Annotated in this window: 21 protein-coding genes; 13 read left to right on the plus strand and 8 right to left on the minus strand. The window is 70.3% G+C overall.

The features are described 5' to 3' along the window. Window positions 1-216 precede the first annotated feature (216 nt). Entirely contained in the window at window positions 217-981 is a 765-nt protein-coding gene (locus ACIQ8J_RS06795) for a GntR family transcriptional regulator (protein WP_403267757.1), read from the minus strand. A 463-nt stretch (window positions 982-1,444) separates the two neighbouring features. On the opposite strand from ACIQ8J_RS06795, the gene ACIQ8J_RS06800 reads away from it, so the two are divergent. The 9 genes from ACIQ8J_RS06800 to ACIQ8J_RS06840 all read left to right on the plus strand — a co-directional run bounded on the left by ACIQ8J_RS06800 (window position 1,445) and on the right by ACIQ8J_RS06840 (window position 11,955). Beyond that, on the plus strand, window positions 1,445-2,731 hold the full coding sequence (locus ACIQ8J_RS06800) for an extracellular solute-binding protein (RefSeq protein WP_403266911.1): 1,287 nt from the start codon (window positions 1,445-1,447) through the stop codon (window positions 2,729-2,731). Window positions 2,732-2,807: 76 nt separating this feature from the next. Beyond that, window positions 2,808-3,806 carry a carbohydrate ABC transporter permease gene (locus ACIQ8J_RS06805; protein ID WP_403266908.1) on the plus strand — a complete coding sequence of 333 codons (999 nt, stop codon included), beginning with the start codon at window positions 2,808-2,810 and terminating at the stop codon, window positions 3,804-3,806. Between the two features lie 29 nt (window positions 3,807-3,835). Beyond that, entirely contained in the window at window positions 3,836-4,693 is an 858-nt protein-coding gene (locus tag ACIQ8J_RS06810; protein WP_403266905.1) for a carbohydrate ABC transporter permease, read from the plus strand. Between the two features lie 9 nt (window positions 4,694-4,702). Further along, window positions 4,703-6,220 carry a glycoside hydrolase family 3 protein gene (locus tag ACIQ8J_RS06815; RefSeq protein WP_403266903.1) on the plus strand — a complete coding sequence of 506 codons (1,518 nt, stop codon included), beginning with the start codon at window positions 4,703-4,705 and terminating at the stop codon, window positions 6,218-6,220. A 509-nt stretch (window positions 6,221-6,729) separates the two neighbouring features. Then, entirely contained in the window at window positions 6,730-7,797 is a 1,068-nt protein-coding gene (locus ACIQ8J_RS06820) for a phytanoyl-CoA dioxygenase family protein (RefSeq protein WP_403266900.1), read from the plus strand. Beyond that, window positions 7,779-9,113 (plus strand): DUF6271 family protein, encoded by a 1,335-nt coding sequence (locus ACIQ8J_RS06825; RefSeq protein ID WP_403607756.1) that lies wholly within the window; start codon window positions 7,779-7,781, stop codon window positions 9,111-9,113. Before ACIQ8J_RS06820 ends, ACIQ8J_RS06825 begins: the two co-directional genes overlap by 19 nt. Next, window positions 9,106-10,278 carry a type III PLP-dependent enzyme gene (locus ACIQ8J_RS06830; protein WP_403266895.1) on the plus strand — a complete coding sequence of 391 codons (1,173 nt, stop codon included), beginning with the start codon at window positions 9,106-9,108 and terminating at the stop codon, window positions 10,276-10,278. The genes ACIQ8J_RS06825 and ACIQ8J_RS06830 overlap by 8 nt, the downstream gene beginning before the upstream one ends. After that, a complete protein-coding gene (locus tag ACIQ8J_RS06835; RefSeq protein ID WP_403266892.1) occupies window positions 10,279-10,776 on the plus strand; it encodes a GNAT family N-acetyltransferase in 498 nt (165 codons plus the stop codon). It begins immediately after the preceding gene. A 6-nt stretch (window positions 10,777-10,782) separates the two neighbouring features. Next, entirely contained in the window at window positions 10,783-11,955 is a 1,173-nt protein-coding gene (locus tag ACIQ8J_RS06840; protein WP_403266889.1) for an MFS transporter, read from the plus strand. 74 nt (window positions 11,956-12,029) lie between these two features. On the opposite strand, the gene nagB is transcribed toward ACIQ8J_RS06840, so the two are convergent. Next, on the minus strand, window positions 12,030-12,815 hold the full coding sequence (gene nagB / locus ACIQ8J_RS06845; protein WP_403266886.1) for a glucosamine-6-phosphate deaminase: 786 nt from the start codon (window positions 12,813-12,815) through the stop codon (window positions 12,030-12,032). Between the two features lie 257 nt (window positions 12,816-13,072). Next, window positions 13,073-13,825, minus strand: coding sequence for an SDR family oxidoreductase (locus tag ACIQ8J_RS06850; RefSeq protein WP_403266883.1), 753 nt, complete (start codon window positions 13,823-13,825; stop codon window positions 13,073-13,075). 92 nt (window positions 13,826-13,917) lie between these two features. On the opposite strand from ACIQ8J_RS06850, the gene ACIQ8J_RS06855 reads away from it, so the two are divergent. Together ACIQ8J_RS06855 and ACIQ8J_RS06860 are read left to right on the plus strand one after the other, a co-directional pair. After that, a complete protein-coding gene (locus ACIQ8J_RS06855) occupies window positions 13,918-14,517 on the plus strand; it encodes a TetR/AcrR family transcriptional regulator (protein ID WP_403266880.1) in 600 nt (199 codons plus the stop codon). A gap of 301 nt (window positions 14,518-14,818) precedes the next feature. Continuing rightward, complete coding sequence (locus ACIQ8J_RS06860; protein ID WP_403267755.1) at window positions 14,819-16,285, plus strand: sensor histidine kinase; 1,467 nt, start codon at window positions 14,819-14,821, stop codon at window positions 16,283-16,285. A 165-nt stretch (window positions 16,286-16,450) separates the two neighbouring features. Here the strand turns inward: ACIQ8J_RS06860 and ACIQ8J_RS06865 are convergent, their stop codons facing one another. Together ACIQ8J_RS06865 and ACIQ8J_RS06870 are read right to left on the minus strand one after the other, a co-directional pair. Beyond that, complete coding sequence (locus ACIQ8J_RS06865; RefSeq protein WP_004937597.1) at window positions 16,451-16,708, minus strand: WhiB family transcriptional regulator; 258 nt, start codon at window positions 16,706-16,708, stop codon at window positions 16,451-16,453. Between the two features lie 318 nt (window positions 16,709-17,026). Then, on the minus strand, window positions 17,027-17,992 hold the full coding sequence (locus ACIQ8J_RS06870; RefSeq protein WP_403266878.1) for a diacylglycerol/lipid kinase family protein: 966 nt from the start codon (window positions 17,990-17,992) through the stop codon (window positions 17,027-17,029). Window positions 17,993-18,110: 118 nt separating this feature from the next. On the opposite strand from ACIQ8J_RS06870, the gene ACIQ8J_RS06875 reads away from it, so the two are divergent. After that, on the plus strand, window positions 18,111-18,545 hold the full coding sequence (locus ACIQ8J_RS06875) for a hypothetical protein (RefSeq protein WP_403266875.1): 435 nt from the start codon (window positions 18,111-18,113) through the stop codon (window positions 18,543-18,545). Window positions 18,546-18,713: 168 nt separating this feature from the next. Here the strand turns inward: ACIQ8J_RS06875 and ACIQ8J_RS06880 are convergent, their stop codons facing one another. The 3 genes from ACIQ8J_RS06880 to ACIQ8J_RS06890 form a co-directional block, all read right to left on the minus strand. After that, complete coding sequence (locus ACIQ8J_RS06880; protein ID WP_403266872.1) at window positions 18,714-19,646, minus strand: RNA polymerase sigma factor SigF; 933 nt, start codon at window positions 19,644-19,646, stop codon at window positions 18,714-18,716. Window positions 19,647-19,660: 14 nt separating this feature from the next. Next, a complete protein-coding gene (locus ACIQ8J_RS06885) occupies window positions 19,661-20,074 on the minus strand; it encodes an anti-sigma regulatory factor (protein ID WP_329463120.1) in 414 nt (137 codons plus the stop codon). A gap of 257 nt (window positions 20,075-20,331) precedes the next feature. Continuing rightward, window positions 20,332-20,592, minus strand: a complete 261-nt coding sequence (locus ACIQ8J_RS06890; RefSeq protein ID WP_403266869.1) for a UBP-type zinc finger domain-containing protein — start codon at window positions 20,590-20,592, stop codon at window positions 20,332-20,334. Window positions 20,593-20,648: 56 nt separating this feature from the next. Between ACIQ8J_RS06890 and ACIQ8J_RS06895 the strand changes: the two genes are divergently transcribed. Further along, window positions 20,649-22,247, plus strand: a complete 1,599-nt coding sequence (locus ACIQ8J_RS06895) for a Na+/H+ antiporter (RefSeq protein WP_403266866.1) — start codon at window positions 20,649-20,651, stop codon at window positions 22,245-22,247. The last annotated feature ends 4 nt before the right edge of the window (window positions 22,248-22,251 follow it).

Consider the following 22,251-nt stretch of genomic DNA (forward strand, 5'->3'; position numbering starts at 1 on the left):
GTCCCCTCACGATCACCTGTGCGTTGGATCACTTCGGTAATGCGCAGGAAATCTAGGGGACAGTGCCGACCAAGGGAACCCCCGTCCGGATAGCGGACGATGGCGGGGATGGGGGGAGGTGTGAGAGGTGCGGGACCGCCTCAGTCGGCCGGGCGCTTGAGTCTCGCCACGCTGCGTTGTCCCGGGGGCAACCCCCGGACCCCCGGCCGGGGGGCGTCAGTCCGTCGGGCGCTTGAGTCTCGCCACGAACTTGTACCGGTCGCCCCGGTACACCGACCGCACCCACTCCACCGGTTCGCCGTCGCCGTCGAGGGAGTGGCGGGACAGCATCAGCATCGGCAGGCCCACGTCGGTGCCGAGCAGTCCGGCCTCGCGCGGGGTGGCGAGCGAGGTCTCGATGGTCTCCTCGGCCTCCGCGAGGTGCACTCCGTACACCTCGGCGAGCGCGGTGTAGAGCGAGGTGTACTTGACCAGGGAGCGGCGCAGCGCGGGGAAGCGCTTGGCGGAGAGGTGCGTCGTCTCGATGGCCATCGGCTCGCCGCTCGCCAGGCGCAGCCGCTCGATGCGCAGGACCCGGCCGCCCGCGGCGATGTCGAGCAGTGCGGCCAGGGTGTCGTCGGCGGTGACGTAGCCGATGTCCAGGAGCTGCGAGGTCGGCTCCAGGCCCTGGGCCCTCATGTCCTCGGTGTACGAGGAGAGTTGGAGCGGCTGGGAGACCTTCGGCTTGGCGACGAAGGTGCCCTTGCCCTGGATGCGCTCCAGGCGGCCCTCGACGACCAGTTCCTGAAGGGCCTGGCGGACCGTGGTGCGGGAGGTGTCGAACTCGGCGGCGAGGGTGCGCTCGGGGGGCACCGGGGTGCCGGGCGGAAGGGTTTCCGTCATCTCCAGCAAGTGGCGCTTGAGGCGGTAGTACTTGGGCACGCGGGCGGTACGGACGCCGGCGCCCGCCTCCGTCTCGCTGCCGCTCCCGTCGGTGGCCATGGCCTGCCTTCCCGAGTGGTGCGCTGCTGCCGTCACCGGCTCCTCCGTCTGTCGCGGCTCACATGGTGGCACGGACCGGTCACGGGTCGTCGCCCTCCGTCAGGGTGTCGGTCCGGTAACGCGATCGACAGCCCTTCTTATACACCGCCGCGCGGCGGACGTGCGGGGGAGTGTGCAAGTTGGTCTAAACCATTAAAGCCCAGGTGGCGTTCCGGGGGCAGTCTCGGGTGGGCCGATCGGGGCCGTGGGGGGCGAGTTGCGGGGAGTCGTGGACGGTGAGGTGTCGGTCCGATAACGGACGCTCTCAGCGTTCTTATCGACCCTTGACACCCCTAAAGGTCTAGGCCAAGCTCCCGGTACTGGTCTAAACCATTAAAGACCAGATCCCAGCCCCACGGGCAGTACTCGTCGTATGTGGCATCGCGGTGGGCGGGGGGTTTCAGTCATCCCTGAGGAGAGTGGCGTGAAGCGCAAGCTCATCGCGGCGATCGGCGTCGCGGGCATCATGATCGGCGCCGCGGCCTGCGGCGGCAGTGGCAGCAAGACGGACGGCGCCGCCGGGGGCAGCGACGCCAAGGAGCTCACCGTCTGGCTGACGGTCGACGCGCAGAAGAACTGGCCCGAGCTGGTGAAGGCGGCCGACGACGCCATCGTCGCCAAGCACCCGGGCCTGAAGATCAATCACGAGTACTACGGCTGGCCGGACAAGAACGCCAAGCTGGACGCCGTCCTCGCCACCGACAAGGCGCCGGACGTGGTCGAGATGGGCAACTCCGAGATGCTCTCCTACTCGCTCAAGGGCGCGTTCGCCGAGGTCGACCCCTCGAAGTTCGACAACTCCGCCGCCTGGCTGGACGGCCTCAAGGCCTCCGTCACGTACAACGGCAAGACCTACGGCGTCCCCTACTACGCCGGTGGCCGCACGGCGATCTGGCGCAAGGACATCGCCGCCGAGTCGGGCGTCACCGCCGTCCCGAACACGTACGCCGAGCTGACCGCCGACCTGGACAAGATCCAGGCGAAGCAGGGCGACAAGTTCAGCGCCTGGTACCAGCCCACCCGCGACTGGTACGCGGCCATGTCCTTCGTGTACGACGCCGGCGGCTCCATCGCCAAGGAGGACGGCGGCAAGTTCAAGAGCAACCTGTCCTCGCCCGAGTCCCTCAAGGGCCTCACCGAGTTCAAGAACGTCGTCGACAAGTACATGAAGGGCGACAAGACGAAGGACGAGTCCGACCGTCCGATCGTCTACGGCCAGGGCAAGTCCGGCCTGGTCTTCAGCCCCGCCTGGGAGGGCGCCAACGCGGCCCTGCCCGAGAACGACAAGGTCGGCAAGCTCGCCGACAAGATCGAGAGCTTTGTGATGCCCGGCCCGTCCGGAAAGGCCATGCCGGTCTTCCTCGGCGGCTCCGACCTCGCCGTCCCGGTCAAGTCCAAGGCCCAGGGCCTCGCGGCCGAGTGGATCAACGCGCTCACCGGCACCCAGGGCCAGAAGGGCCTCGTCGCCAAGGGCAACCTGCCCAACAACAAGTCGGACCTCGCACCGCTGAAGTCGGACCCGAAGACGGCCGTCGCGGCCACCGCGGCCGAGTCCAGCTGGTTCGTCCCGATGGCGCCGGGCTGGGGCCAGGTCGAGAAGGCCCAGGTCCTGCAGACCATGCTGCAGAGCATCGGCACCGGCAAGCAGACGGTCGAGGCCGCCGCGAAGGACGCGGACGCCGCGATCGACAAGGTCATCAACACCAAGTGACCTTTTGGGCAGGGCCCCGTCGTGACGACGGGGCCCTGCCCGGCCAGTTCCAGAGAGGGATCACCAGGAGCGCGCGATGAGTGCCGCAGAGACAACCACCGCCAAGGTGCCGCCGGCGCGGCGCGACCCACTACCGGGTGCTGGATCCGGTCGACCCGGCAAGCCGGGCAAGAAGCGCGGCACGGGCGGAGGAGCGGCGGTGCCCTGGGCACTCCTCGCCCCCTGCCTGATCGTCCTCGCGCTCGTCCTCGGCTATCCGCTGGTCCGCCTCGTCACCCTGTCCTTCCAGAAGTTCGGGCAGCCGCAGCTGTGGGGCTTCCAGGCCGCCGAGTCGGTCGGCTTCGACAACTTCACCACCGTCCTCGGTGACGCCGAGTTCTGGCGCGTCGTCGTGCGCACCATCCTCTTCGCCGCCACCGCGGTCGTCCTGACCATGGTCATCGGCATGCTGATCGCCCTGCTGCTCCAGCGGGTGTCCGGCTGGGTCAAGACGCTCATCAACATTGCCCTGGTGGCGAGTTGGGGCATGCCCATCGTCGTGGCGATCACCGTCTTCAAGTGGATGTTCGACACCGACTTCGGCGTCCTCAACTGGCTGCTCAGCCAGCTGCCCGGCGTCGACCTGCACGGTCACAACTGGTTCGCCGACGGCACCCAGGGACTCGCCGTCATCATGCTGCTCGTGGTCTGGGGCGCGGTGCCGTTCGTCGTCATCACCCTCAGCGCCGGCCTCACCCAGGTCCCCAAGGAACTCGAAGAGGCCGCCCGGCTCGACGGCGCCGGCTCCTGGGGCGTGTTCCGGCACGTCACGCTGCCGATCCTCAAGCCCATCATCGTGATGCTCGCGACGCTCTCGGTCATCTGGGACATGGGCGTCTTCCCGCAGGTCTTCGTGATGCGCGGCGGCCACCCCGAGGCCGAGTTCCAGCTGCTCACCACGTACTCGTACGACAAGGCCTTCGTGGTCAACGACTACTCCCAGGGCTCCGCGATCGCCCTGCTCACCGTGATCCTGCTGCTCGGTGTGATCGCGGTCTACATGCGCCAGATGCTGAAGATCGGGGAAGTCGAGTGAGCTCCGCGATCGGAAAAGGAGGCGTAACGATGGCTGCCTCGACCGCCGCCGCGCGCAACAAGCCCGCCCGCAAGAAGACCAAGCTGGGCTGGAACCTGCTCGGCCTCCTGGTCTTCGTCACCGCGGGTTTCCCGGTCTACTGGATGCTGAACACGGCGTTCAAGCCGGCCAAGGACGCGATCGACCCCGACCCGCACCTGTTCCCGACCCACTTCACGCTCGACAACTTCAAGCGGGCGCTCCAGATCGGCGACTTCTGGGGATCGATCGGGCGGTCGCTGACCGTCTCCCTGGTCGTGGTCCTGATCGGCATCGCGGTCGGCCTGCTCGCCGCGCTCGCCATCTCCCGGTTCGCCTTCCGCGGCCGCAAGATCGTCATCGTCGGCATCCTCGCGGTCCAGATGGTGCCGCTCGTCGCCATGATCATCCCGGTCTTCCTGCTGCTCAACGACCTCGGCCAGTACGACAAGCTCTCGGGCCTGATCATCACGTACCTGACCTTCATCCTCCCCTTCACGGTGTGGACGCTGCGCGGATTCATCGTCAACGTCCCCAAGGAGCTGGAGGAGGCGGCCATGGTCGACGGCTGCAGCCGCACCGGCGCGTTCATCCGGGTGGTCTTCCCGCTGCTCGCCCCCGGCATGGTGGCGACCTCCGTCTACGGTTTCATCCAGGCGTGGAACGAGTACCTCTACGCCCTGATGCTGATGAGCCAGAACCACCAGACCGCGACCGTGTGGCTGTCCAACTTCACCACCCAGCACGGCACCGAGTACGCCCCGATGATGGCCGGTTCCACCATGATGGCCGTCCCCATCGTGGTGCTCTTCCTCCTCGTCCAGCGCAAGATGGCCGCGGGTCTGACGGCCGGCGCAGTGAAGGGATAACCCCGCCCCATGACGACAATGACCACGGGTTCCGACACGCTGACCCGCGATGCCCTCGCCGTCCTCCAGCCCGGGTTCGTCGGCACCAGCGCGCCCGACTGGCTGCTGCGCCGCATCGGCGAAGGGCTCGCCTCCGTCGGCCTGTTCGGCCGCAACATCGCGTCCGGGCCCCAAGTGGCCGAGCTCACGGCCCAGTTGAGGGCCGAGCGGGACGACCTCCTGGTCGCCATCGACGAGGAGGGCGGTGACGTCACCCGCATCGAGGTCCGCTCCGGCTCGTCCTTCCCCGGCAACCTCGCGCTCGGCGCGGTCGACGACGTGGACCTGACCCGCGAGGTCGCCCGCGAACTGGGCCGCCGGCTCGCCGAGTGCGGCGTCAACCTCAACTGGGCGCCGTCCGCCGACGTCAACTCCAACCCGGACAACCCGATCATCGGCGTACGGGCCTTCGGGGCCGAGCCCGATCTGGTGGCCCGCCACACGGCCGCCTACATCGAGGGCCTCCAGGCCGCCGGGGTCGCCGCCTGCACCAAGCACTTCCCCGGCCACGGCGACACCAACGTCGACTCGCACCACGCGATGCCCCGCATCGATGTGGACCTCGACACGCTGCACGCCCGTGAGCTGGTGCCTTTCCGCGCCGCGATCGCGGCGGGTTCCAAGTCGGTCATGAGTGCGCATATCCTTCTTCCCGCGCTCGACCCCGCCCGTCCCGCCACGCTCAGCCCGCGCATCCTCACCGGACTGCTGCGCGAGGAGCTCGGCTACGACGGGCTGATCGTCTCGGACGCGGTGGAGATGCAGGCCATCGCCGGGACGGTCGGCATCGAGCGAGGCTCCGTCCTCGCGATCGCGGCGGGCGCCGACGCCCTGTGCGTCGGCGGCGGCCTGGCCGACGAGGACACCGTGCTGCGGCTGCGCGACGCGCTGGTCACGGCGGTACGGGACGGCGAACTGGCCGAGGAACGCCTGGCCGACGCCGCCGCACGGGTGCGTGCGCTGGCGGCGTGGACCCAGCGGGCCAGGGGGGACGCGACGGCGCCGGGCGCGGCGGTGCAGGAGGGGACCGCGCCCGGCACCGGCAGCGACATCGGCCTGGTGGCCGCGCGCCGGGCCGCCCGCGTCACCGCCTCGCCGACGTGGCGCCCGGTCGAGTCGGCGCCGTACGTGGCGACCTTCACGCCCGTCATGAACATCGCGGTGAGCAGCGAGACCCCCTGGAGCATCGGCGGCGAGCTCGCCGCCCTGCTGCCCGGCACCGAGAGCGGGACCTACGGCACGGACAGCGCCGCCGCCGATGTGCTCGCGGCGGCGGGGGAGCGCCGGATCGTCGCGGTCGTACGCGATGAACACCGCCACCCCTGGATGGCGGCGGCCCTGGACGGCCTCCTCGCGGCCCGCCCGGACACGATCGTGGTCGAGATGGGCGTGCCCCGCGCCACCCCGCGCGGCGCGCTGCACATCGCCACGCACGGCGCGGCCCGGGTGTGCGGCCGCGCGGCGGCGGAGGCCATCGCGGGGGTCTAGCCCACACCTTCACGAGTACCGCAAGGGTCGAAGAGGCGGAGTGACAGCCGACGGGCTGTCCCTCCGCCCTTTGGCATGTCCGGGCCCCTGGTCCGCCCGTGCCACTCCCGGAGGTACGGACGCCCCGGTCCGGATGTCCGCGAGGGCAGATCCGCATGCCCCGGTCCGGCCGTGCGGGGCCTGCAAGGGGGGTGTGGCCTGGTGGTCTTCGTGCGTTTGACAGTATGTCAACCGATCTCTGTAATACGGGGGTTGACACCGCAAGTTGGTCTAGTCCAGTTTGGAAGAAAGCAAGTTCGGTGGATCTGCGAAAGATGCCGAGTCGCCTTGCTCGGCGACCCCGCACGCCTTTCCCCGTACCGCGCGTTTTCGCGGTGTGAGTGACCCTACGCGTTCGTAACATTCCTTTTCCTTCGCTGAATCGGGATGCGGGCGCACCGAAAGGGAACGCGGCCGGACAGCTGACGCCCTCCCAGGTCACCCCCCATTTCGAGCTTTGGAGCCCCTGCATGCCGACGCCCGGCCCTTATCTCTATCGAGCCTCTTCGGACACCCCCTACTTCAGCTCGGACGGCGGTGAGACGTATCTGGCCCGGACGCCGCTGAAGGACATCAAGAAATCCCGGCCACTGCGCGTGCTTTCCGAGGAGGACTTCACCTTCTGGCAGACCTACGGTTACGTGGTCGTGAAAGAGGCGATACCCGCCGCAGCGGCGCGGAGCCTGCTCGACTTCGCCTGGGAATTCCAGGGGCTCGATCCGGAACGGCCCGAAACCTGGTACGAGGAGCGGGAATTCGGCACGGACCTGGAACGGCATCTGCATGTCTACGGATTCGTGGAGGCCTACCACCACCAGCTCATCTGGGACAGCCGCCAGAGCCGGCGCGTGTACGACGCCTTCGTCGACGTGTGGGACTGCGAGGAGCTGTGGGTGACCCTGGACCGGCTCAACCTGAACCCGCCCAACGTCAAGAACCGCGACCGCGCGCTCATCGAACCCACTGACAAGGGCTTCGACATCGAGCTGCACTGGGACGTCGACACCACGCTCAGCGTGCTGCCGCAGCGGGTGCAGGGCATCATCGCGCTGAACGACACCAGCCCGGACCACGGCGGATTCCAGTGCTCGCCCGAGCTGTTCCGGCGGTTCGACCACTGGAAGACCGAGCAGCCGGCCGACCGCGACCCCGTCAGGCCCGCCGTCGACCGCGCCGAGTTCCCCGTGATCCGGCCCGAGCTCGCAGCCGGTGACCTGCTGATCTGGAACGGGATGCTGGCGCACGGCGTGGCCCGCAACAGCTCCGACAACGGTGTCCGCTCGGTCCAGTACCTCTCGATGATGCCGGCCCTTGAATCGGACGAGGAACTGCGGCGCTCCCGCGTCGACTCCTGGCGTCACCTCAGCACCCCGGACTGGAACAAGACGCTGGTCGGCGACGCGCGGCGGCACGAGTCCCTCAGGTACGGGCCCGCCGCGCTGAACGAGCTCGGCGCCAAGCTGCTCGGGCTCGAAACCTGGCGCGGGCAGCACGAGGAGCGGTCGACCGGAGAGCTGGCATGCGCAGAATCTGCCTGACCCTGCCCACGAACAGGCCCTGCGCCGAGACGATTTCGGTGATCGGCGCGGAGGCCGCGTACGCGGCCGAGCACTTCGGCGTCGAGGTGCACCTGCTGATCCTGGACTCCTGTGACGAGCACGCCTTCGCCGAGCACGCGCGGGCCGCGGCCGCACCGCACGGCGCGGCGAACGTGGTCGTGCACCATCTCGGCGAGGCGGCGCAGCGGGACTTCCTGCACCGGGTGATCCAGCGGGCCGCACTCCCCAAACCGGATCTGCTGCTCGACCTCATGCTGCCCGCCGACGTCTCGTACGGCGCCTGCACCAACCGCGCGTTCCTGATCGCGGCGGCGCTCGGATGCGCCTCCGTACACCGCAGGGACTCGGACAGCAGCTACCAGGTCCACGACGGCCGGCCCGTGTTCCCCATCCACCACGAGCTGCTCTCGCTAGGGAAGCGCGCGGCGGACGCCGTGCCCGGTGTCACGCGGAACCTGCTCGACGCGGCGGACGCCGACAAGCCCGTGGCCATGGTGGGCAGTTCCTTCGTGGGCGAGCTGTCGGTGGACATCGGCGAGATCCGGGAGCTCGACCCCGAGGTGTACTACGAGGTGGTCGGCCTGTGGGCCGAGGCCGGGGCGTCGGAGCGGGAGCGGCGCGAACTGGTCGAGGAGTCGTTCACCGGCGCCGGCACCGAGCCGTTCACCCAGGACGAGTCGACCCTGGGCACCCCCGACATCTGGCGGGTGGACATGTGCAACGTCGCGCTCGACCACGAGGTGTACGAGCGGGTGCCGCTGCTGCCCGCGACCAGCACCATCGGCAGCGACTACTTCCTGCTGCACCTGGTCCGCGACGCGACGCTGCCCGGGGTCGTGCACAACCGCCACATCGTGAACTACTACACCCCCGAGCGGCGCACCGTCCCCGGATTCACCGCCTACCAGCTCAGATTCACGAAGTTCCTGCTCTCGATGCTCTACCTCCACCCGGTCTACACCGCGATGGAGGCGGCGGGCGCGGCACTGCTCGACGAGCGGCACCACGTGCGCGCCGATGTGATCGCCCGCCTCGCCGGGCGCAGCGCCGCCGAGGACCGGGCCGAGAACGTCCGGCGGCTCGACGTCATCGACCGCCGCTACCGCCAACTGGGCGGCAGATACGCCGAGTTCGCCGACCATCTGGTGCCGCTGCGCGAGCGACTCCTGGACGAGGCCCAGGCCGACATCGAGGACTTCGCGCTGCTTGTCGAGGCGTGGGGGCCGCTGATCGCGGCCGGCCGGGCCGAGCCCGTGAGCGCCGGCGGCCGGACCCGGAGTGCCGACGATGCCTGAGAGCACCGCCCTGCGGGCCGCCCTGGCGGACGCCACCGACGACCGGATCATCTTCGACCTCACCGGGATCGAGGCCCAGTACGCGGCACTGCTGCGCGAACTGCCCGGCATCTCGGTCCGGTTCGCCATGAAGGCCTGTCCCGTGGACGAGGTGCTCGCCTGCCTCGCGGCGCAGGGCGCGGGCTTCGACGCGGCCGGCCCGCAGGAGATCGAGCAGGCCGTCAGAACCGGCGTACCCGTCGACCGGATCCACTACGGCAACACCATCAAGTCGGACGAGAACATCGCCGACGCGTACCGCATGGGCGTACGGGACTTCGCCACCGACAGCGTCGAGGACGTGGCGGCGATCGCCGCGCACGCCCCCGGCTCCCGGGTGTTCTGCCGGCTCGCCACCAGCGGCGACGGCGCGCTGTGGGGCCTGAGCCGGAAGTTCGGCTGCTCGGCCGACGACGCCGTGCTCGTCCTGGAGGCGGCGCGGGCGGCGGGCCTTGTGCCCTCGGGCCTGTCCGTGCACGTCGGCTCGCAGCAGATGACCTCCGAGGCCTGGCGCAGCGCGCTCGACCTGCTGGCCGACGTACTCGCGGCGGTGAACCGGCGGGGGATCCTGCTCGACCGGATCAACCTCGGTGGCGGACTGCCCGCGCTCGGCTGCCTCGACAAGCGGGGCCGGCCGCTCGACCCCCCGCTGGACAAGATGTTCGCGGTGCTCCGCGAAGGCATGCAGCGGCTGAGCGAGGAGTCGGCGTCGCCGCTGGAGTTCCTCGTGGAGCCGGGGCGCCATCTGGTCGCCGACCACGGCGCCATCCGGGCCCGTGTGTCCCGGCTCTCGTCCCGGCGGCAGCTGGACGGCGAGCGCCAGAACTGGCTGTACCTGAGCTGCGGAAAGTTCAACGGCCTGTACGAAATGGACGAGTTGCGGTACCGCCTGGAGTTCCCCGGCCACGAGGGCGGGGAGCGGGTCGGCGCCATGGTCGCCGGACCCACCTGCGACAGCGACGACGCCTATGCCCGCGAGGGCGGCCCCGTCCGGGTCCCCGCGGCCGCGGCCTCCGGGGACCCGGTCTGGATCCATTCCTGCGGCGCGTACGCCGTCGGCTACACGACCCGGGGTTTCAACGGCTTCGACCCGCTGCCGTACACCTGCATCGGAGGTTCGAAGTAGATGCTGCTGGACACCGACATCCGTATCCGGCCGCTGGCCGAGTCCGACTGGGACACGATCGTGGCCCTGGAGGCCGGCGCCTATGCCCAGGACGGCCTGTCCGAGGGGCGCGAGGCCCTCAAGTCCCGGCACGCTCCCGGTACTTGCTTCGTGATGGAGTACGAGGGACGCGTCGGCGGCTACCTCCTCGCGCTGCCCTACCCGCCGTTCTCCTGCCCCGATCTCAGCCGGGCCGAGGGGTCCGGCTTCCGCTCCCGCAACCTGCACGCGCACGACCTGGTGATCGCGAAGGAGCTGCGCGGCCGGGGTCTCGGCCCGCGCCTGCTCGGCCATCTCCTCGACGAGGCACGGGAGTTGGGATTCGAGCGGATCTCCATGGTGGCCGTCCGCGGCGCCGACGTCCTGTGGGCCCCGCTGGGCTACCGCGCCCACCCAGAGGTCGAGCTCCCGGCGGGCTACGGCACCAACGCGGTGTACATGTCCAGGGAAGTAGGCTGAATCCGCATGTTTCGCGTTCGCGATGAATACCGTCGATCGCAAGTGGCGATCGCGGCACTGTTCTGCTTCCTCGGTTTCCAGTACGCCACTTGGGTCTCCCGGATCCCCGCGCTCAAGACGCGGCTCGACCTGTCCGAGGCGGAGCTCGGCCTGCTCCTGATGGTCTGCGGGGCGGGCGCGGCCGCCTCCTTCCCGCTGGTGGCGATCCTGACGAAGCGGTTCGGCTCGCGCCGGCTCGCCGGCGTGTCGGCGCTCTGCCTCGGCCTGGTGCTGCTCGCCCTGGCGGTCACGCCGAACTATCCGGTCACGCTGCTGATCGTCTGCTGCGACGGCGTCGCCGTCGGCTGCCTGAACGTCGCGATGAACGCGCAGGCGGCCGCACTTGAGGTCAAGTACCGGCGCACCACCATGGCGAGGATGCACGCGACCTTCAGCGCCGGTTCGCTGTTCGCCGCACTCCTCGCCTCCGGCGTCACCACGGTGTCCTCGGCCCTGCCGGCCCACTTCGGCACGGCCGCGGCGCTGCTGGCGGTGCTGGTACTGGTGACCCGAGACGGTTTGCTGACGGAGGATCAGAAACCGGTGGAGCGGGCCGAGTCCACCGAGAGGAAGCGCCGGGGCGGGCTGACCCTGCCGACCCGGGTGACGATCTGGATGGGCCTGGCCATGGCGTTCGGCACCGTGACCGAGGGCGCCATGAACGACTGGTCGGCGCTCTATCTGAAGGACGTCGTCAACGCTGCGGCGGAACTGGCGCCCATGGGCATCGCCGTCGTCTCCGTCATGATGGTGCTCGCCCGCGTCTTCGCCGACGGCTGGCGCACCCGCTGGGGCGACGCGCGCATCGTCCGGGCCGGGAGCGCGCTGGCCGGCGTGGGCCTCGCCCTGGCCCTGCTGGTGGGCGGGGTGGTGCCGACCCTGCTCGGCTTCGCCTGCGTCGGGCTCGGCATCGCGGCCGTGACCCCGTGCGTGTACGTCGCCGCCGCCCGGCAGGGCTCGGACGCCCTGGCGCTGGTCGCGGCCATGGGCACGACGGGTCTGCTGGCCGGACCCGCGGTGATCGGCTTCATCGCCGGCGGCACCAGTCTGGTGTGGGGCATGGGCGCCGTCGCCGCGTCGGCGCTCGTGGTGTCCCTGTGCACGACCCGGATCCGCTTCCCGGTCCTGGCCGACGCCTGATCGCCGTCCGCATGCGACAGTGCCGGGCGCCCCTGAGCTGGGGCCGCCCGGCACTGTCGTATGCGTAAGGAGCCCTAAAGGCCCTGCCACACCGGCTTGTTGGCGAAGGTGTGCCGGAAGTAGGGGGCCAGCTTCAGCTTGGAGGCGGCGGCCTCGTCCACGACGACCGTCGCGTGCCGGTGCAGCTGGAGCGCGGAGGCGGGCACCACGGCCGCGACCGGACCCTCGACGGTCTGCGCGACCGCCTCGGCCTTGCCCTCTCCGGTGGCGAGCAGCACCAGGTGGCGGGCCTCCAGGATGGTGCCGATGCCCTGGGTGATCACGTGGTGCGGCACCTGGTCGATGTCGTTGTCGAAGAACCGCGCGTTGTCGACCCGGGTCTGCTCGGTCAGCGTCTTGATCCTGGTGCGCGAGGCGAGCGAGGAGCAGGGCTCGTTGAAGCCGATGTGCCCGTCGGTGCCGATGCCCAGGATCTGGAGGTCCACGCCGCCGGCCGAGGCCAGCGCCAGGTCGTACGCCTCGCACGCGGCCTGGACGTCCTCGGCGGAGCCGTCCGGGCCGATGAAGGAGTCCGGGCCGAGGCCGAGCGGCTCCACGACCTGGCGGATGACGGTGGCGCGGTAGGACTCGGGATGCCCGGCGGGCAGCCCGACGTACTCGTCCAGCTGGCAGACGCGGGCCCGCGTCACGTCCACGTCACCGGCGGCGACCTTGGCGGTCAGCGCGTCGTAGATCGGGATCGGGGTCGATCCGGTGGCCACCCCGAGCAGCGCGTCGGGCTTGCGGCGCCACAGGGCGGCGATCGACTCCGCGATGAGCTCGCCGCCTGCCTTGGCGTCCGGGACGATGACAACTTCCACGTGGGCCTGCCGATCTGGAGACGTGAAACTGCAACGGGCGTGGTATAGACCAATCTAGCAGAGCGGTGGGGCCTCCGGCCGGCGGTCGCGCCTGCTCCCATGGTCGACCGAACGGGTTGCCGGAACACATACGGAGACGGCCATTCGGAGGCACGGACGATGTCGCGACCGTCTCCCCGGTGATCGTGGTCGTCCCCGACGGCCGGGGCGCCGCCCTGTCCTCGCAGCCGTGTGCGGACTCCGTCCGGATCGGAGGCTCAGGCGAGCGAGCCGCCCGTGGCGTCGAGCCACTGGCCCGTGACCCAGCGGCCGTCGTCGGATGCCAGGAACGCCACCACGTCCGCGATGTCGGACGGCTCGCCGACCCGGCCGAGCGGCGAGCGCGCCGCCGTCGCCGCCCAGGCCTCGTCGCTGGCGCGCAGCCAGCTCGCGTTGATGTCCGTGTCGATGATCCCGGGCGCCACCGAGTTGACCGTGATCCCGCGCGGCCCGAGCACCTTCGACAGGTTCCGCGTGAACACGTCGAGCGCGCCCTTGGTCATGGCGTAGGTGAGCATCTCCGGCATCACGGCCGCGCGCGCGAGCCCGCTGGAGATGTTGACGACGCGCCCGCCGTCGCGCAGCCGGGTCAGACCGAGCTGGGTCACGAAGAACGGCGCCTTGGCGTTGACTGCGAAGAACCGGTCGTACGTCTCCTCGGGGACCTCGCCGAACGGCGCCGGGTGCCCGATGCCCGCGTTGTTCACCAGGATGTCGAGCCCGTCCGCCTGCCGGTCGAAGGCCTCCCACAGGGCGGCCGCGTCGCCCGGAACCCCCAGTTCCTGACCGACGGCGAACGCCGATCCGCCCGCCGCCTCGATGGCCGCGACCGTCTCCTTGGCCGCCGTCTCGTTCGTGCCGTAGTGCACGGCGACCCGCGCCCCGTCCCGGCCGAGCCGCTCGGCGATGCCCCGCCCGATGCCCCGGCTGCCGCCCGTGACCAGTGCCGTCTTCCCGTCGAGCGCGCCCATGGCTGCGCCCCCTTCCGCCCCGAAGAGTTCTGTAGCGGTCGCTACGGAAAGAACGTAACACATTCCCTAATGGCCGCTATAGAATCCGGGGCATGGCGACGAAACAGCGCGGGCGCCCCCGCTCCTTCGACCGGGAGAAGGCCCTGGAGCAGGCCACCATGGCGTTCTGGCGACAGGGTTACGAAGCCACCTCCGTCGCCGATCTGACCCGGGCCATGGGCATCGGCGCGCCCAGCCTCTACGCCGCCTTCGGCGACAAGCGGGCCCTCTTCGAGGAGGTCGTGCGCGCGTACGGAGCGACCTACGGCGGCTTCGCGGCGCGGGCCCTCGCCGAGGAGGCGACCGCCCGCGCCGGAGTCGCGCGCATGCTGCGCGAGGCCGCCGCCGAGTTCACCGACCCCGCTCACCCCTATGGCTGCATGGTGATCAGCGCCGCGGCCAACTGCACCACCGAGGCCGTCAGCGCCGCCCTGCGCGAGCAGCGCGAAGCCAACGTCGCCGCCATCGAGAGCCGGATCGCCGCGGACATCGCGGCCGGTCACCTCCCCGAACGCGCCGACGCCCGCACGCTCGCGCGGCTGAGCGGCGCGGTCTTCCAGGGCATGTCCCAGCAGGCCCGCGACGGGGCCACCCGCGAGGAGCTCGAAGCCGTCGCCGAGGCGGCCATGCTGGCGTGGCCGCGGTCTCGCTGAGACGGCTCGCGGACCCGCGCCGGACGCCGTACATTGCGTGGTGCACACGGATGGACAGGCAGAATGGTCTAGTCCACAATGAACACACCGACTTCCGCCCACCCCGCACAGGCGGGCGGAACCGAGGCCCGGCGCTCTCTGCCCTGACCGCGTCCGGACCTCACACCAGGCCGATGGGACCGCACACCCGTCGGCCGGCAGCTCGGGCTGCGGTGCCGGACGGGCCGAGGGTCCCGCCCCGGCGCCGCGGCCCGCAGTCATATCTGCCGGTTTTCGCAGGTACGCTCGCAGCGTGCCCTCCATGAACGACCTCGTACGCCAGCACACCGCTCTGAGTGAGTCCGACCTCGAGTGGCTGCATCTGCTGGTCTCGGAGTGGCAGCTGCTCTCCGACCTCTCCTTCGCCGACCTGGTGCTCTGGGTCCCCACCCTGGACGGCACGCGCTATGTGTCGGTCGCACAGATGCGCCCGAACACCGGCCCCACCTCCTACCAGGACGACATGGTCGGCCACCTCGTCCCGCGCGGCCGGCGCCCGCTGCTCGACGCCGCGCTCGACGAGGGCCGTATCGTGCGCGAGGGCGATCCGGAATGGCGCGAGGAGGTTCCGGTCCGCGTCGAGTCCATTCCGGTACGCCGTGAGGGGCGCGTCCTGGGCGTCATCGCGAGGAACACCAACCTGCTCACCGTCCGTACCCCCTCGCGGCTCGAACTGACCTACCTCCAGTCCGCCTCCGACCTCGCCCAGATGATCGCCGCCGGGTCCTTCCCCTTCCCCGGCCAGCAGGTCGACATGGACGCGTCGCCGCGCGCCGGAGACGGTCTGATCAGGCTCGACGCGGACGGCATCGTCCAGTACGCATCGCCCAACGCACTCTCCGCCTACCACCGGCTCGGCCTCGCCTCCGACCTCGTCGGGCACCACCTCGGCGAGCTCACCGCCCAACTCGCGCCGTCGCGCGGCCCGGTGGACGAAGCCATCGCCAAACTGGCCAGCGGCTATGCGCCGAGGGAGGCCGAGGTCGAGGGCAACGGCGGGGTGATCCAGCTGCGCGCCATTCCGCTCAAGCCGAAGGGGACGCGCATCGGCTCCCTCGTGCTGCTGCGCGACGTGACCGAACTGCGCCGCCGCGAGCGGGAGTTGATCACCAAGGACGCCACCATCCGGGAGATCCACCACCGGGTGAAGAACAACCTCCAGACGGTCGCGGCGCTGCTGAGGCTCCAGGCCCGGCGGATGGACTCCGACCAGGGCCGGGAGGCGCTCAACGAGGCGGTCAGGCGGGTCGGTTCGATCGCCATCGTGCACGAGACGCTGTCCCAGAACCTGGACGAGCGCGTCGAGTTCGACGAGATCGCCGACCGGGTGCTCGCCATGGTCGCCGAGATCTCGCCCGGCAAGGTCAACTGCCGCCGCACCGGCCGCTTCGGGATATTGGACGCCGAGGTCGCCACCCCGCTGTCCATGGTCCTGACCGAGGTGCTGCAGAACGCGCTGGAGCACGCCTTCGCCCCGGGGGAGCAGGGCTCGGTGGAGGTCGCGGCGCTGCGCGGCGGCACCCGCGAGGACTCCCGGCTGCTGATCACCGTGCGGGACGACGGCCGCGGACTGCCCGAGGGCTTCGATGCGCAGCGCACCGGAAACCTGGGCCTTCAGATCGTACGGACGCTGGTGGAGGGCGAGTTGGGCGGCAGCTTCGACATGGTGCCGGCGCCGGACCGCGGCACCAAGGTCGTGCTCGACATTCCCGTGGGGGCCGAGAAGTAGCAGTCCGTAGTCGGCGCCGAGGGCGCCACACGGCAGCGAGCCCCGAACCGAGGAACGGTTCGGGGCTCGAATGCTGTGGGGTACTGCTGCGCGCTGCGGCTCGGGGGGCGGTGAGTGCGTACGCTCTGTACGCGCCGCGCGGGGCTAAGGCAGGAAGGTGGGGGCTCAGGCGGTCGCGTTGCGCGCCCGGTTGCGAGCGGCACGGCGCTTCATCGCGCGGCGCTCGTCCTCGCTGAGGCCACCCCAGACGCCGGAGTCCTGGCCGGACTCAAGCGCCCACTGCAGGCACTGCTCCATGACGGGGCAGCGGCGGCAGACGGCCTTGGCTTCCTCGATCTGCAGCAGCGCAGGACCGGTGTTGCCGATGGGGAAGAACAGCTCGGGGTCTTCCTCACGACAAACGGCGTTGTGACGCCAGTCCATGGCTGCTACCTCTCTTGGTGTTACGTGCAGGGGGGCTTGTGAATGTGAACGCTTTCACGAATCCCTCAACAAGGGAAGGGCCATCTTCCAGTTGGACTGGTGGTGGTCCTGGTTTGAGGAGGGGTTCTGGCTTTCAGTGGAGGCCGGTGTTGCGGGCCGTCCCGATCGCCATGTAGAGATTCGCAAACCTCGGCGGCGGATACAACCCCTTCCGGAAAGTTTTTTTGGATTCCTCGGTGTCGACTGGGTCACAGTCGTACTTCCATGGGGTGGATGGCAGCCTAAACGTTCGAGTGAAAGGACTTTGGGCCCTTCCACTCACACAATCACACGCAGTGCACGGCGTACGCCTGTGAACGCGACGCTGCTACGCAGGCCCAGGTGGTCGCCGTCCATCTGGAAGGGGAGCGGCGCCTTGGAATGCAAGGTGAAGTCCGTCAGGTCGTGCAGTGATACCGCGTGCTTGCCGTGCGGACCCTTGTCGGGGGTCGAAGTGAGCAGCTGGGTCGCGTAACGGGTCGCCGTGGGCGTCGTCATCTTGTTCAGCGCGAGCACGTCCAGGCCCGAGTCGAAGGAGGCGTCGGGGGACGAGTACAGCGGACGATTGCCCAGGTAGGTGTAGGGAGAGGTGTTGCAGACTATCGACAGGACGAGGTCCTCGACGGGCTCGCCGTCCGGCCGCTCCAGCGTGATCTGGCCATGCCTGCGGTGCGGCTCGCCGAAGAACTGCCGGGCCACCTGGCGCAAATAGAGCGCGTGCGTCGACCGCTTTCCGCGCTCCCGCTGCTGTTCGACCCGGCCGACCACACCCGCGTCGAATCCGAACCCGGCACAGAACGTGAACCAGCGCGGCGGAACCCCCTCGTCCATGCTCCCCGGGACCCCGGAGGCGAGACCCAGGCTCACCGTCCGGTGCCGGTTCTCGCGCAGCGCGTCGAGAATGACACCGGTCGACTCCACAGCGTCATTGGGCAGGCCGAGCGCCCGCGCGAACACATTCGTCGAGCCGCCGGGAACCACCGCGAATTCGGGGAGTTCGGGGCGCGGGCCGTTGTGCAGCAGCCCGTTGACGACCTCGTTGACCGTGCCGTCGCCGCCGAGCGCCACCACCAGGTCGATGTCGCTGCTCTCGGCCGCCCGCCGCCCGAGGTCCCTGGCGTGCCCGCGGTACTCGGTGGTCACCGCCTCCAGCTTCATCTCGCTGGCCAGGGCATGGAGCAGGACGTCACGCGTGCGCGCACTGGTGGAGGTAGCCGCCGGGTTGACCACGAGAAGTGCACGCATGGGCGCCAGACTACCTACCGGGGGGTATCGGGGCGCACTTGGGCCGGACGGCTCCGGCCGGGCCGGGTGGGGCGGGCGGGACGGGGGCCGTCGGATCGCGGCGGGCTACCCTGGCCGGGTGAGTACTGAGCAGACCCCCGAAGCCCCCGCCGGACCGCGCCCCGGCCGGCTGACCGCCGCGGCGGCGCTGTCCGCGCTGGAAGGTCTCGCCCTGGTCGCCGGTGGCCTCTACTTGCTCGTGATGGGCCTGACCGGCAAGCCCGACCGGCCGACCCAGGCCGAAATGGGCGGTCTGACGCTGGTGGCCCTCGGCCTGATCCCGCTGATCGCGGCGCGCGGTCTGCTGCTCCGCCGTCGCTGGAGCCGCGGCCCCGCCATGATCACCCAGATCATGGCCCTGCCGGTCGCCTGGACGTTCCTCAACTCCGACGGGGCGCCGTGGATCCCGGCGGGTATTGCTCTCGCGGGGGTGGCCATCACCGGGCTGGTGCTGCTGGTGAACCCGGCTACGACCAAGGCGCTTGGCATCCGCGGGCCCATGCGGGACGCCTAGCACCCCTGTCGCCGAGGTACCGGGGGCGCCGCCCCCGGACCCCCGCTCCTCAATCTCCCCCAAAGCCTAAAGGGCCAGGGGGGACCCCCATGAGGGGCTCGATTTCGCTGCCCCGAGCCGGAGGGACAAGGCTGCCCTCCCGAGCCGGAGGGGCTCCATATGTAGGCCCTACTCCTCCACCAGCAGCTTCTCCCGTAGTTGGGCCAGGGTTCGGGCCAGCAGGCGGGAGACGTGCATCTGGGAGATGCCGACCTCCTGGGCGATCTGCGACTGGGTCATGTTCCCGAAGAAGCGCAGCAGCAGGATCCGCTTCTCGCGCGGCGGGAGGTCCTCAAGGAGCGGCTTGAGGGACTCGCGGTACTCGACTCCTTCGAGCGCCTCGTCCTCCGCGCCCAGGGTGTCCGCCACCGCGGGTGACTCGTCGTCCGTGTCCGGAACGTCGAGCGACAGCGTGGAGTAGGCGTTGGCCGACTCCAGGCCCTCCAGGACCTCTTCCTCCGAGATGCCGAGCCGCTCGGCCAGTTCGTGCACCGTCGGGGAGCGGCCGTGCTGCTGGGACAGTTCGGCCGTCGCCGTGGTGAGGGCCAGGCGCAGCTCCTGGAGCCTGCGCGGCACCCGCACCGCCCAGCCCTTGTCGCGGAAGTGCCGCTTGATCTCGCCGACGACGGTGGGCGTCGCGTACGTCGAGAACTCCACGCCCCGCTCGGGGTCGAAGCGGTCCACCGACTTGATCAGACCGATCGTGGCGACCTGGGTGAGGTCGTCCAGCGGCTCGCCCCGGTTGCGGAAGCGCCGCGCCAGGTGCTCGACCAGGGGCAGGTGCATCCGTACCAGCTGATTGCGCAGCTCGGCCTTCTCCGGCGAGCCGTCGGGCAGCTTGCGCAGCTCGATGAACATCGCCCGCGCCCCGCTGCGATCGTGTGGATCGTGATGCCTGTGCTCGGTGTGCTCGCTCATAAGGGCCGCCCGCTCTGCCTGCTCCGCCGCGTCCAAAACGCCATGTGGGCCATCCGCAGCGCTGTCCACCGGGTGCGGCCGGGCCTGCTGCTCCGGGATGCCCGCGGGGCGCACCGCCTCCGGGATGCGCTTGTCGTCCCGCACCGGACCCTCCCCGCTCACGCCGGTCCGGGTCCCGCGCCGCGCTGTTTGTACAGGCTGATGCAGACCGTACGGTCCTCGGCGACGGAGGAGTCGACCTTCCCGGCCAGTGCCGAGAGCACCGTCCAGGCGAAGGTGTCGCGCTCCGGGGCCCGGCCGTCCGTGGTCGGGGCCGAGACGGTGACTTCCAGTGAGTCGTCGACGAGGCGGAACACGCAGCTCAGTACCGATCCGGGGACCGCTTGCTGGAGCAGGATCGCGCAGGCCTCGTCGACCGCGATGCGCAGGTCCTCGATCTCGTCGAGGGTGAAGTCCAAACGTGCCGCGAGTCCGGCCGTGGCCGTACGCAGCACCGACAGGTAGGCACCCGCGGCCGGCAGCCGGACTTCCACGAAGTCCTGATTCCCGGGCTCGCCTGCGATCTGGGACACTCTCACCTCCAAGGTGGCACAAGCTCTATCGAGGCCCGAGGAGAGGGGAGGTCCCGGGGCCGTGGGTACGGGGGTCCGTACCTGGACTGGCGACGCTATCGCGATCCATAGTGCCCTGTCGCCGGAAGCCCTCCCGGCGGCTGTCACTCATGGTAAGCCTATGAGTACGGACAGTGGCTAGGGGTTTGCGGCGCCCAATTGCTGTGAACCGACGCCGGGTTGACGTACCCAGCCGCCGCGGGGTCGAACCTCCCCGGTCACACCAGTACGCCGTCCACGAAGCACCAGCGCCAGCTCTCGCCCGGCTCGAAGGTCCGCATCACCGCGTGCCCGGTCTCCTTGAAGTGTCCGGTCGCGTGCTGGTGGGGCGAGGAGTCGCAGCATCCCACGTGCCCGCAGACCAGACACAGCCGCAGCTGCACGGGGTGGGTGCCCTCCCGCAGGCACTCCGGGCAGCCGTCGCTCAGCGGGGCCGGCTCGGGGCGCGGCAGTTCTGCAACGTGCGGGCACTCGCTCATGATGGCCAGGTTACGACGGTGCGCGCGGCGCGGGTGAGTGGGGACGGACGGTTGTGATGGACGTATTGCCGCTGGTGGCGCTGATCGCGGCGAGCGCCGCGGTGGCGGGCGCGGCCCGCCGCACACCCGTACCGGCTCCCCTGCTCCTGGTCGCGGTCGGGCTGATCGGGGCGTACGTGCCGGGCGTCCCGCAGTACACCCTCGACCCGCACATCGTGCTGCCGCTGCTGCTGCCCCCGCTGCTGCACACGGCCGCGCTGGACAGCTCGTACCTCGATCTGCGCGCGAACATCCGGCCGGTGGCGCTGCTCTCCGTCGGCTACACGCTGTTCGCGACGGTCGTGGTCGGCTACCTGGCGTATCTGCTCGTGCCCGACCTTCCGCCGACCGCGGCGCTCGTCCTGGGCGCGGTGATCGCGCCGCCGGACGCGGTCGCGGCGACCGCCATCGCCCGCCGGCTGCGGCTGCCCGGCCGCATCACCACGATCCTCCAGGGCGAGTCCCTGGTGAACGACGCGACCGCGATCACCGCGTACAAGGTGGCGCTCGCGGCCGCCGTCGGCACGGGGGCCACCTGGGCGGGCGGGCTCAAGGAGTTCGCGCTGGCGTCGATCGGCGGGATCGGGGTGGGGCTCGTCCTCATGCTGCCGATCCACTGGCTGCGCCGCCACCTCGGCGAGGCGCTGCTCCAGAACACGTTGTCGCTGCTCATCCCGTTCGTCGCGTACGCGGCCGCCGAGCAGGTCGGGGCGTCCGGAGTGCTCGCGGTCGTGGTCGTCGCGCTCTACCTCGGCCACCGCTCCTGGCAGGTCGACTTCGCGACCCGGCTCCAGGAGGAGGCGGTGTGGAAGATGGTCGCCTTCGTCCTCGAATCGGCGGTGTTCGCGCTGATCGGACTGCAGATGCCGGTGGTCCTCAAGGGACTTGGGGAGTACGGGATGGGCGAGGCGGCGTGGTACGCGGCGGGTGTCTTCGCCCTCGTGGTGGCCGCGCGCTTCGTCTGGGTCTTCCCTGCCACGTTCCTGCCCCGTGCGCTGTCCGAGAAGCTCAGGCGGCGGGAGCCGGACACCGACTGGACGGCGCCGGTGATCGTCGGCTGGGCCGGGATGCGCGGGGTGGTCTCGCTCGCCATCGCCTTCTCGATCCCGCTGACCACGGCGAACGGCGAGGCCTTCCCCGCCCGCAACCTCGTCCTCTTCCTGACCTTCACCACGGTGATCGGCACGCTGGTCGTGCAGGGGCTCACGCTGCCCCCGCTGATCCGGCTGCTCAAGCTCCCCGGGCGGGACGCGCAGGCCGAGACGCTGGCCGAGGCGCAGGCCCAGAGCGAGGCCTCCCGGGCGGCGGAGGCCCGCCTCGATGAACTCCTCGCCGACGAACGCAACGCCCTCCCGCCGCCGCTCGCCGCCCGGCTGCGCACGGTCCTGGAGCGGCGCAGGAACGCGGTGTGGGAACGGCTGGGGGCGGTGAACGAGGCGACGGGGGAGTCGGCGGACGACACCTACCGGCGGCTGTCCCGCGCCATGATCGAAGCGGAACGCCAGGTCTTCGTGGAGCTGCGCGACGATCGCCGCATCGACGACGAACTGCTGCGGACGCTGCTGCGCAGGCTGGACCTGGAGGAGGCGGCGGCCTACCGGGAGGGCGAGGGGTAGCGCG

Origin of the sequence: Streptomyces sp. NPDC094147, from assembly GCF_044764265.1 — a bacterium.
GTDB lineage: Bacteria > Actinomycetota > Actinomycetes > Streptomycetales > Streptomycetaceae > Streptomyces.

What these genes read in the sequence shown, in the direction of transcription:
- ACIQ8J_RS06795 (WP_403267757.1), bottom strand. Translation starts at nt 981, where the DNA reads ATGGCCACCGACGGGAGCGGCAGCGAGACGGAGGCGGGCGCCGGCGTC.
- ACIQ8J_RS06870 (WP_403266878.1), bottom strand. Translation starts at nt 17,992, where the DNA reads ATGCGTGCACTTCTCGTGGTCAACCCGGCGGCTACCTCCACCAGTGCG.
- ACIQ8J_RS06805 (WP_403266908.1), top strand. Translation starts at nt 2,808, where the DNA reads ATGAGTGCCGCAGAGACAACCACCGCCAAGGTGCCGCCGGCGCGGCGC.
- ACIQ8J_RS06825 (WP_403607756.1), top strand. Translation starts at nt 7,779, where the DNA reads ATGCGCAGAATCTGCCTGACCCTGCCCACGAACAGGCCCTGCGCCGAG.
- ACIQ8J_RS06895 (WP_403266866.1), top strand. Translation starts at nt 20,649, where the DNA reads ATGGACGTATTGCCGCTGGTGGCGCTGATCGCGGCGAGCGCCGCGGTG.
- ACIQ8J_RS06830 (WP_403266895.1), top strand. Translation starts at nt 9,106, where the DNA reads ATGCCTGAGAGCACCGCCCTGCGGGCCGCCCTGGCGGACGCCACCGAC.
- ACIQ8J_RS06810 (WP_403266905.1), top strand. Translation starts at nt 3,836, where the DNA reads ATGGCTGCCTCGACCGCCGCCGCGCGCAACAAGCCCGCCCGCAAGAAG.
- ACIQ8J_RS06835 (WP_403266892.1), top strand. Translation starts at nt 10,279, where the DNA reads ATGCTGCTGGACACCGACATCCGTATCCGGCCGCTGGCCGAGTCCGAC.
- ACIQ8J_RS06850 (WP_403266883.1), bottom strand. Translation starts at nt 13,825, where the DNA reads ATGGGCGCGCTCGACGGGAAGACGGCACTGGTCACGGGCGGCAGCCGG.
- ACIQ8J_RS06820 (WP_403266900.1), top strand. Translation starts at nt 6,730, where the DNA reads ATGCCGACGCCCGGCCCTTATCTCTATCGAGCCTCTTCGGACACCCCC.
- ACIQ8J_RS06840 (WP_403266889.1), top strand. Translation starts at nt 10,783, where the DNA reads ATGTTTCGCGTTCGCGATGAATACCGTCGATCGCAAGTGGCGATCGCG.
- ACIQ8J_RS06890 (WP_403266869.1), bottom strand. Translation starts at nt 20,592, where the DNA reads ATGAGCGAGTGCCCGCACGTTGCAGAACTGCCGCGCCCCGAGCCGGCC.
- ACIQ8J_RS06860 (WP_403267755.1), top strand. Translation starts at nt 14,819, where the DNA reads ATGAACGACCTCGTACGCCAGCACACCGCTCTGAGTGAGTCCGACCTC.
- ACIQ8J_RS06855 (WP_403266880.1), top strand. Translation starts at nt 13,918, where the DNA reads ATGGCGACGAAACAGCGCGGGCGCCCCCGCTCCTTCGACCGGGAGAAG.
- ACIQ8J_RS06865 (WP_004937597.1), bottom strand. Translation starts at nt 16,708, where the DNA reads ATGGACTGGCGTCACAACGCCGTTTGTCGTGAGGAAGACCCCGAGCTG.
- ACIQ8J_RS06815 (WP_403266903.1), top strand. Translation starts at nt 4,703, where the DNA reads ATGACGACAATGACCACGGGTTCCGACACGCTGACCCGCGATGCCCTC.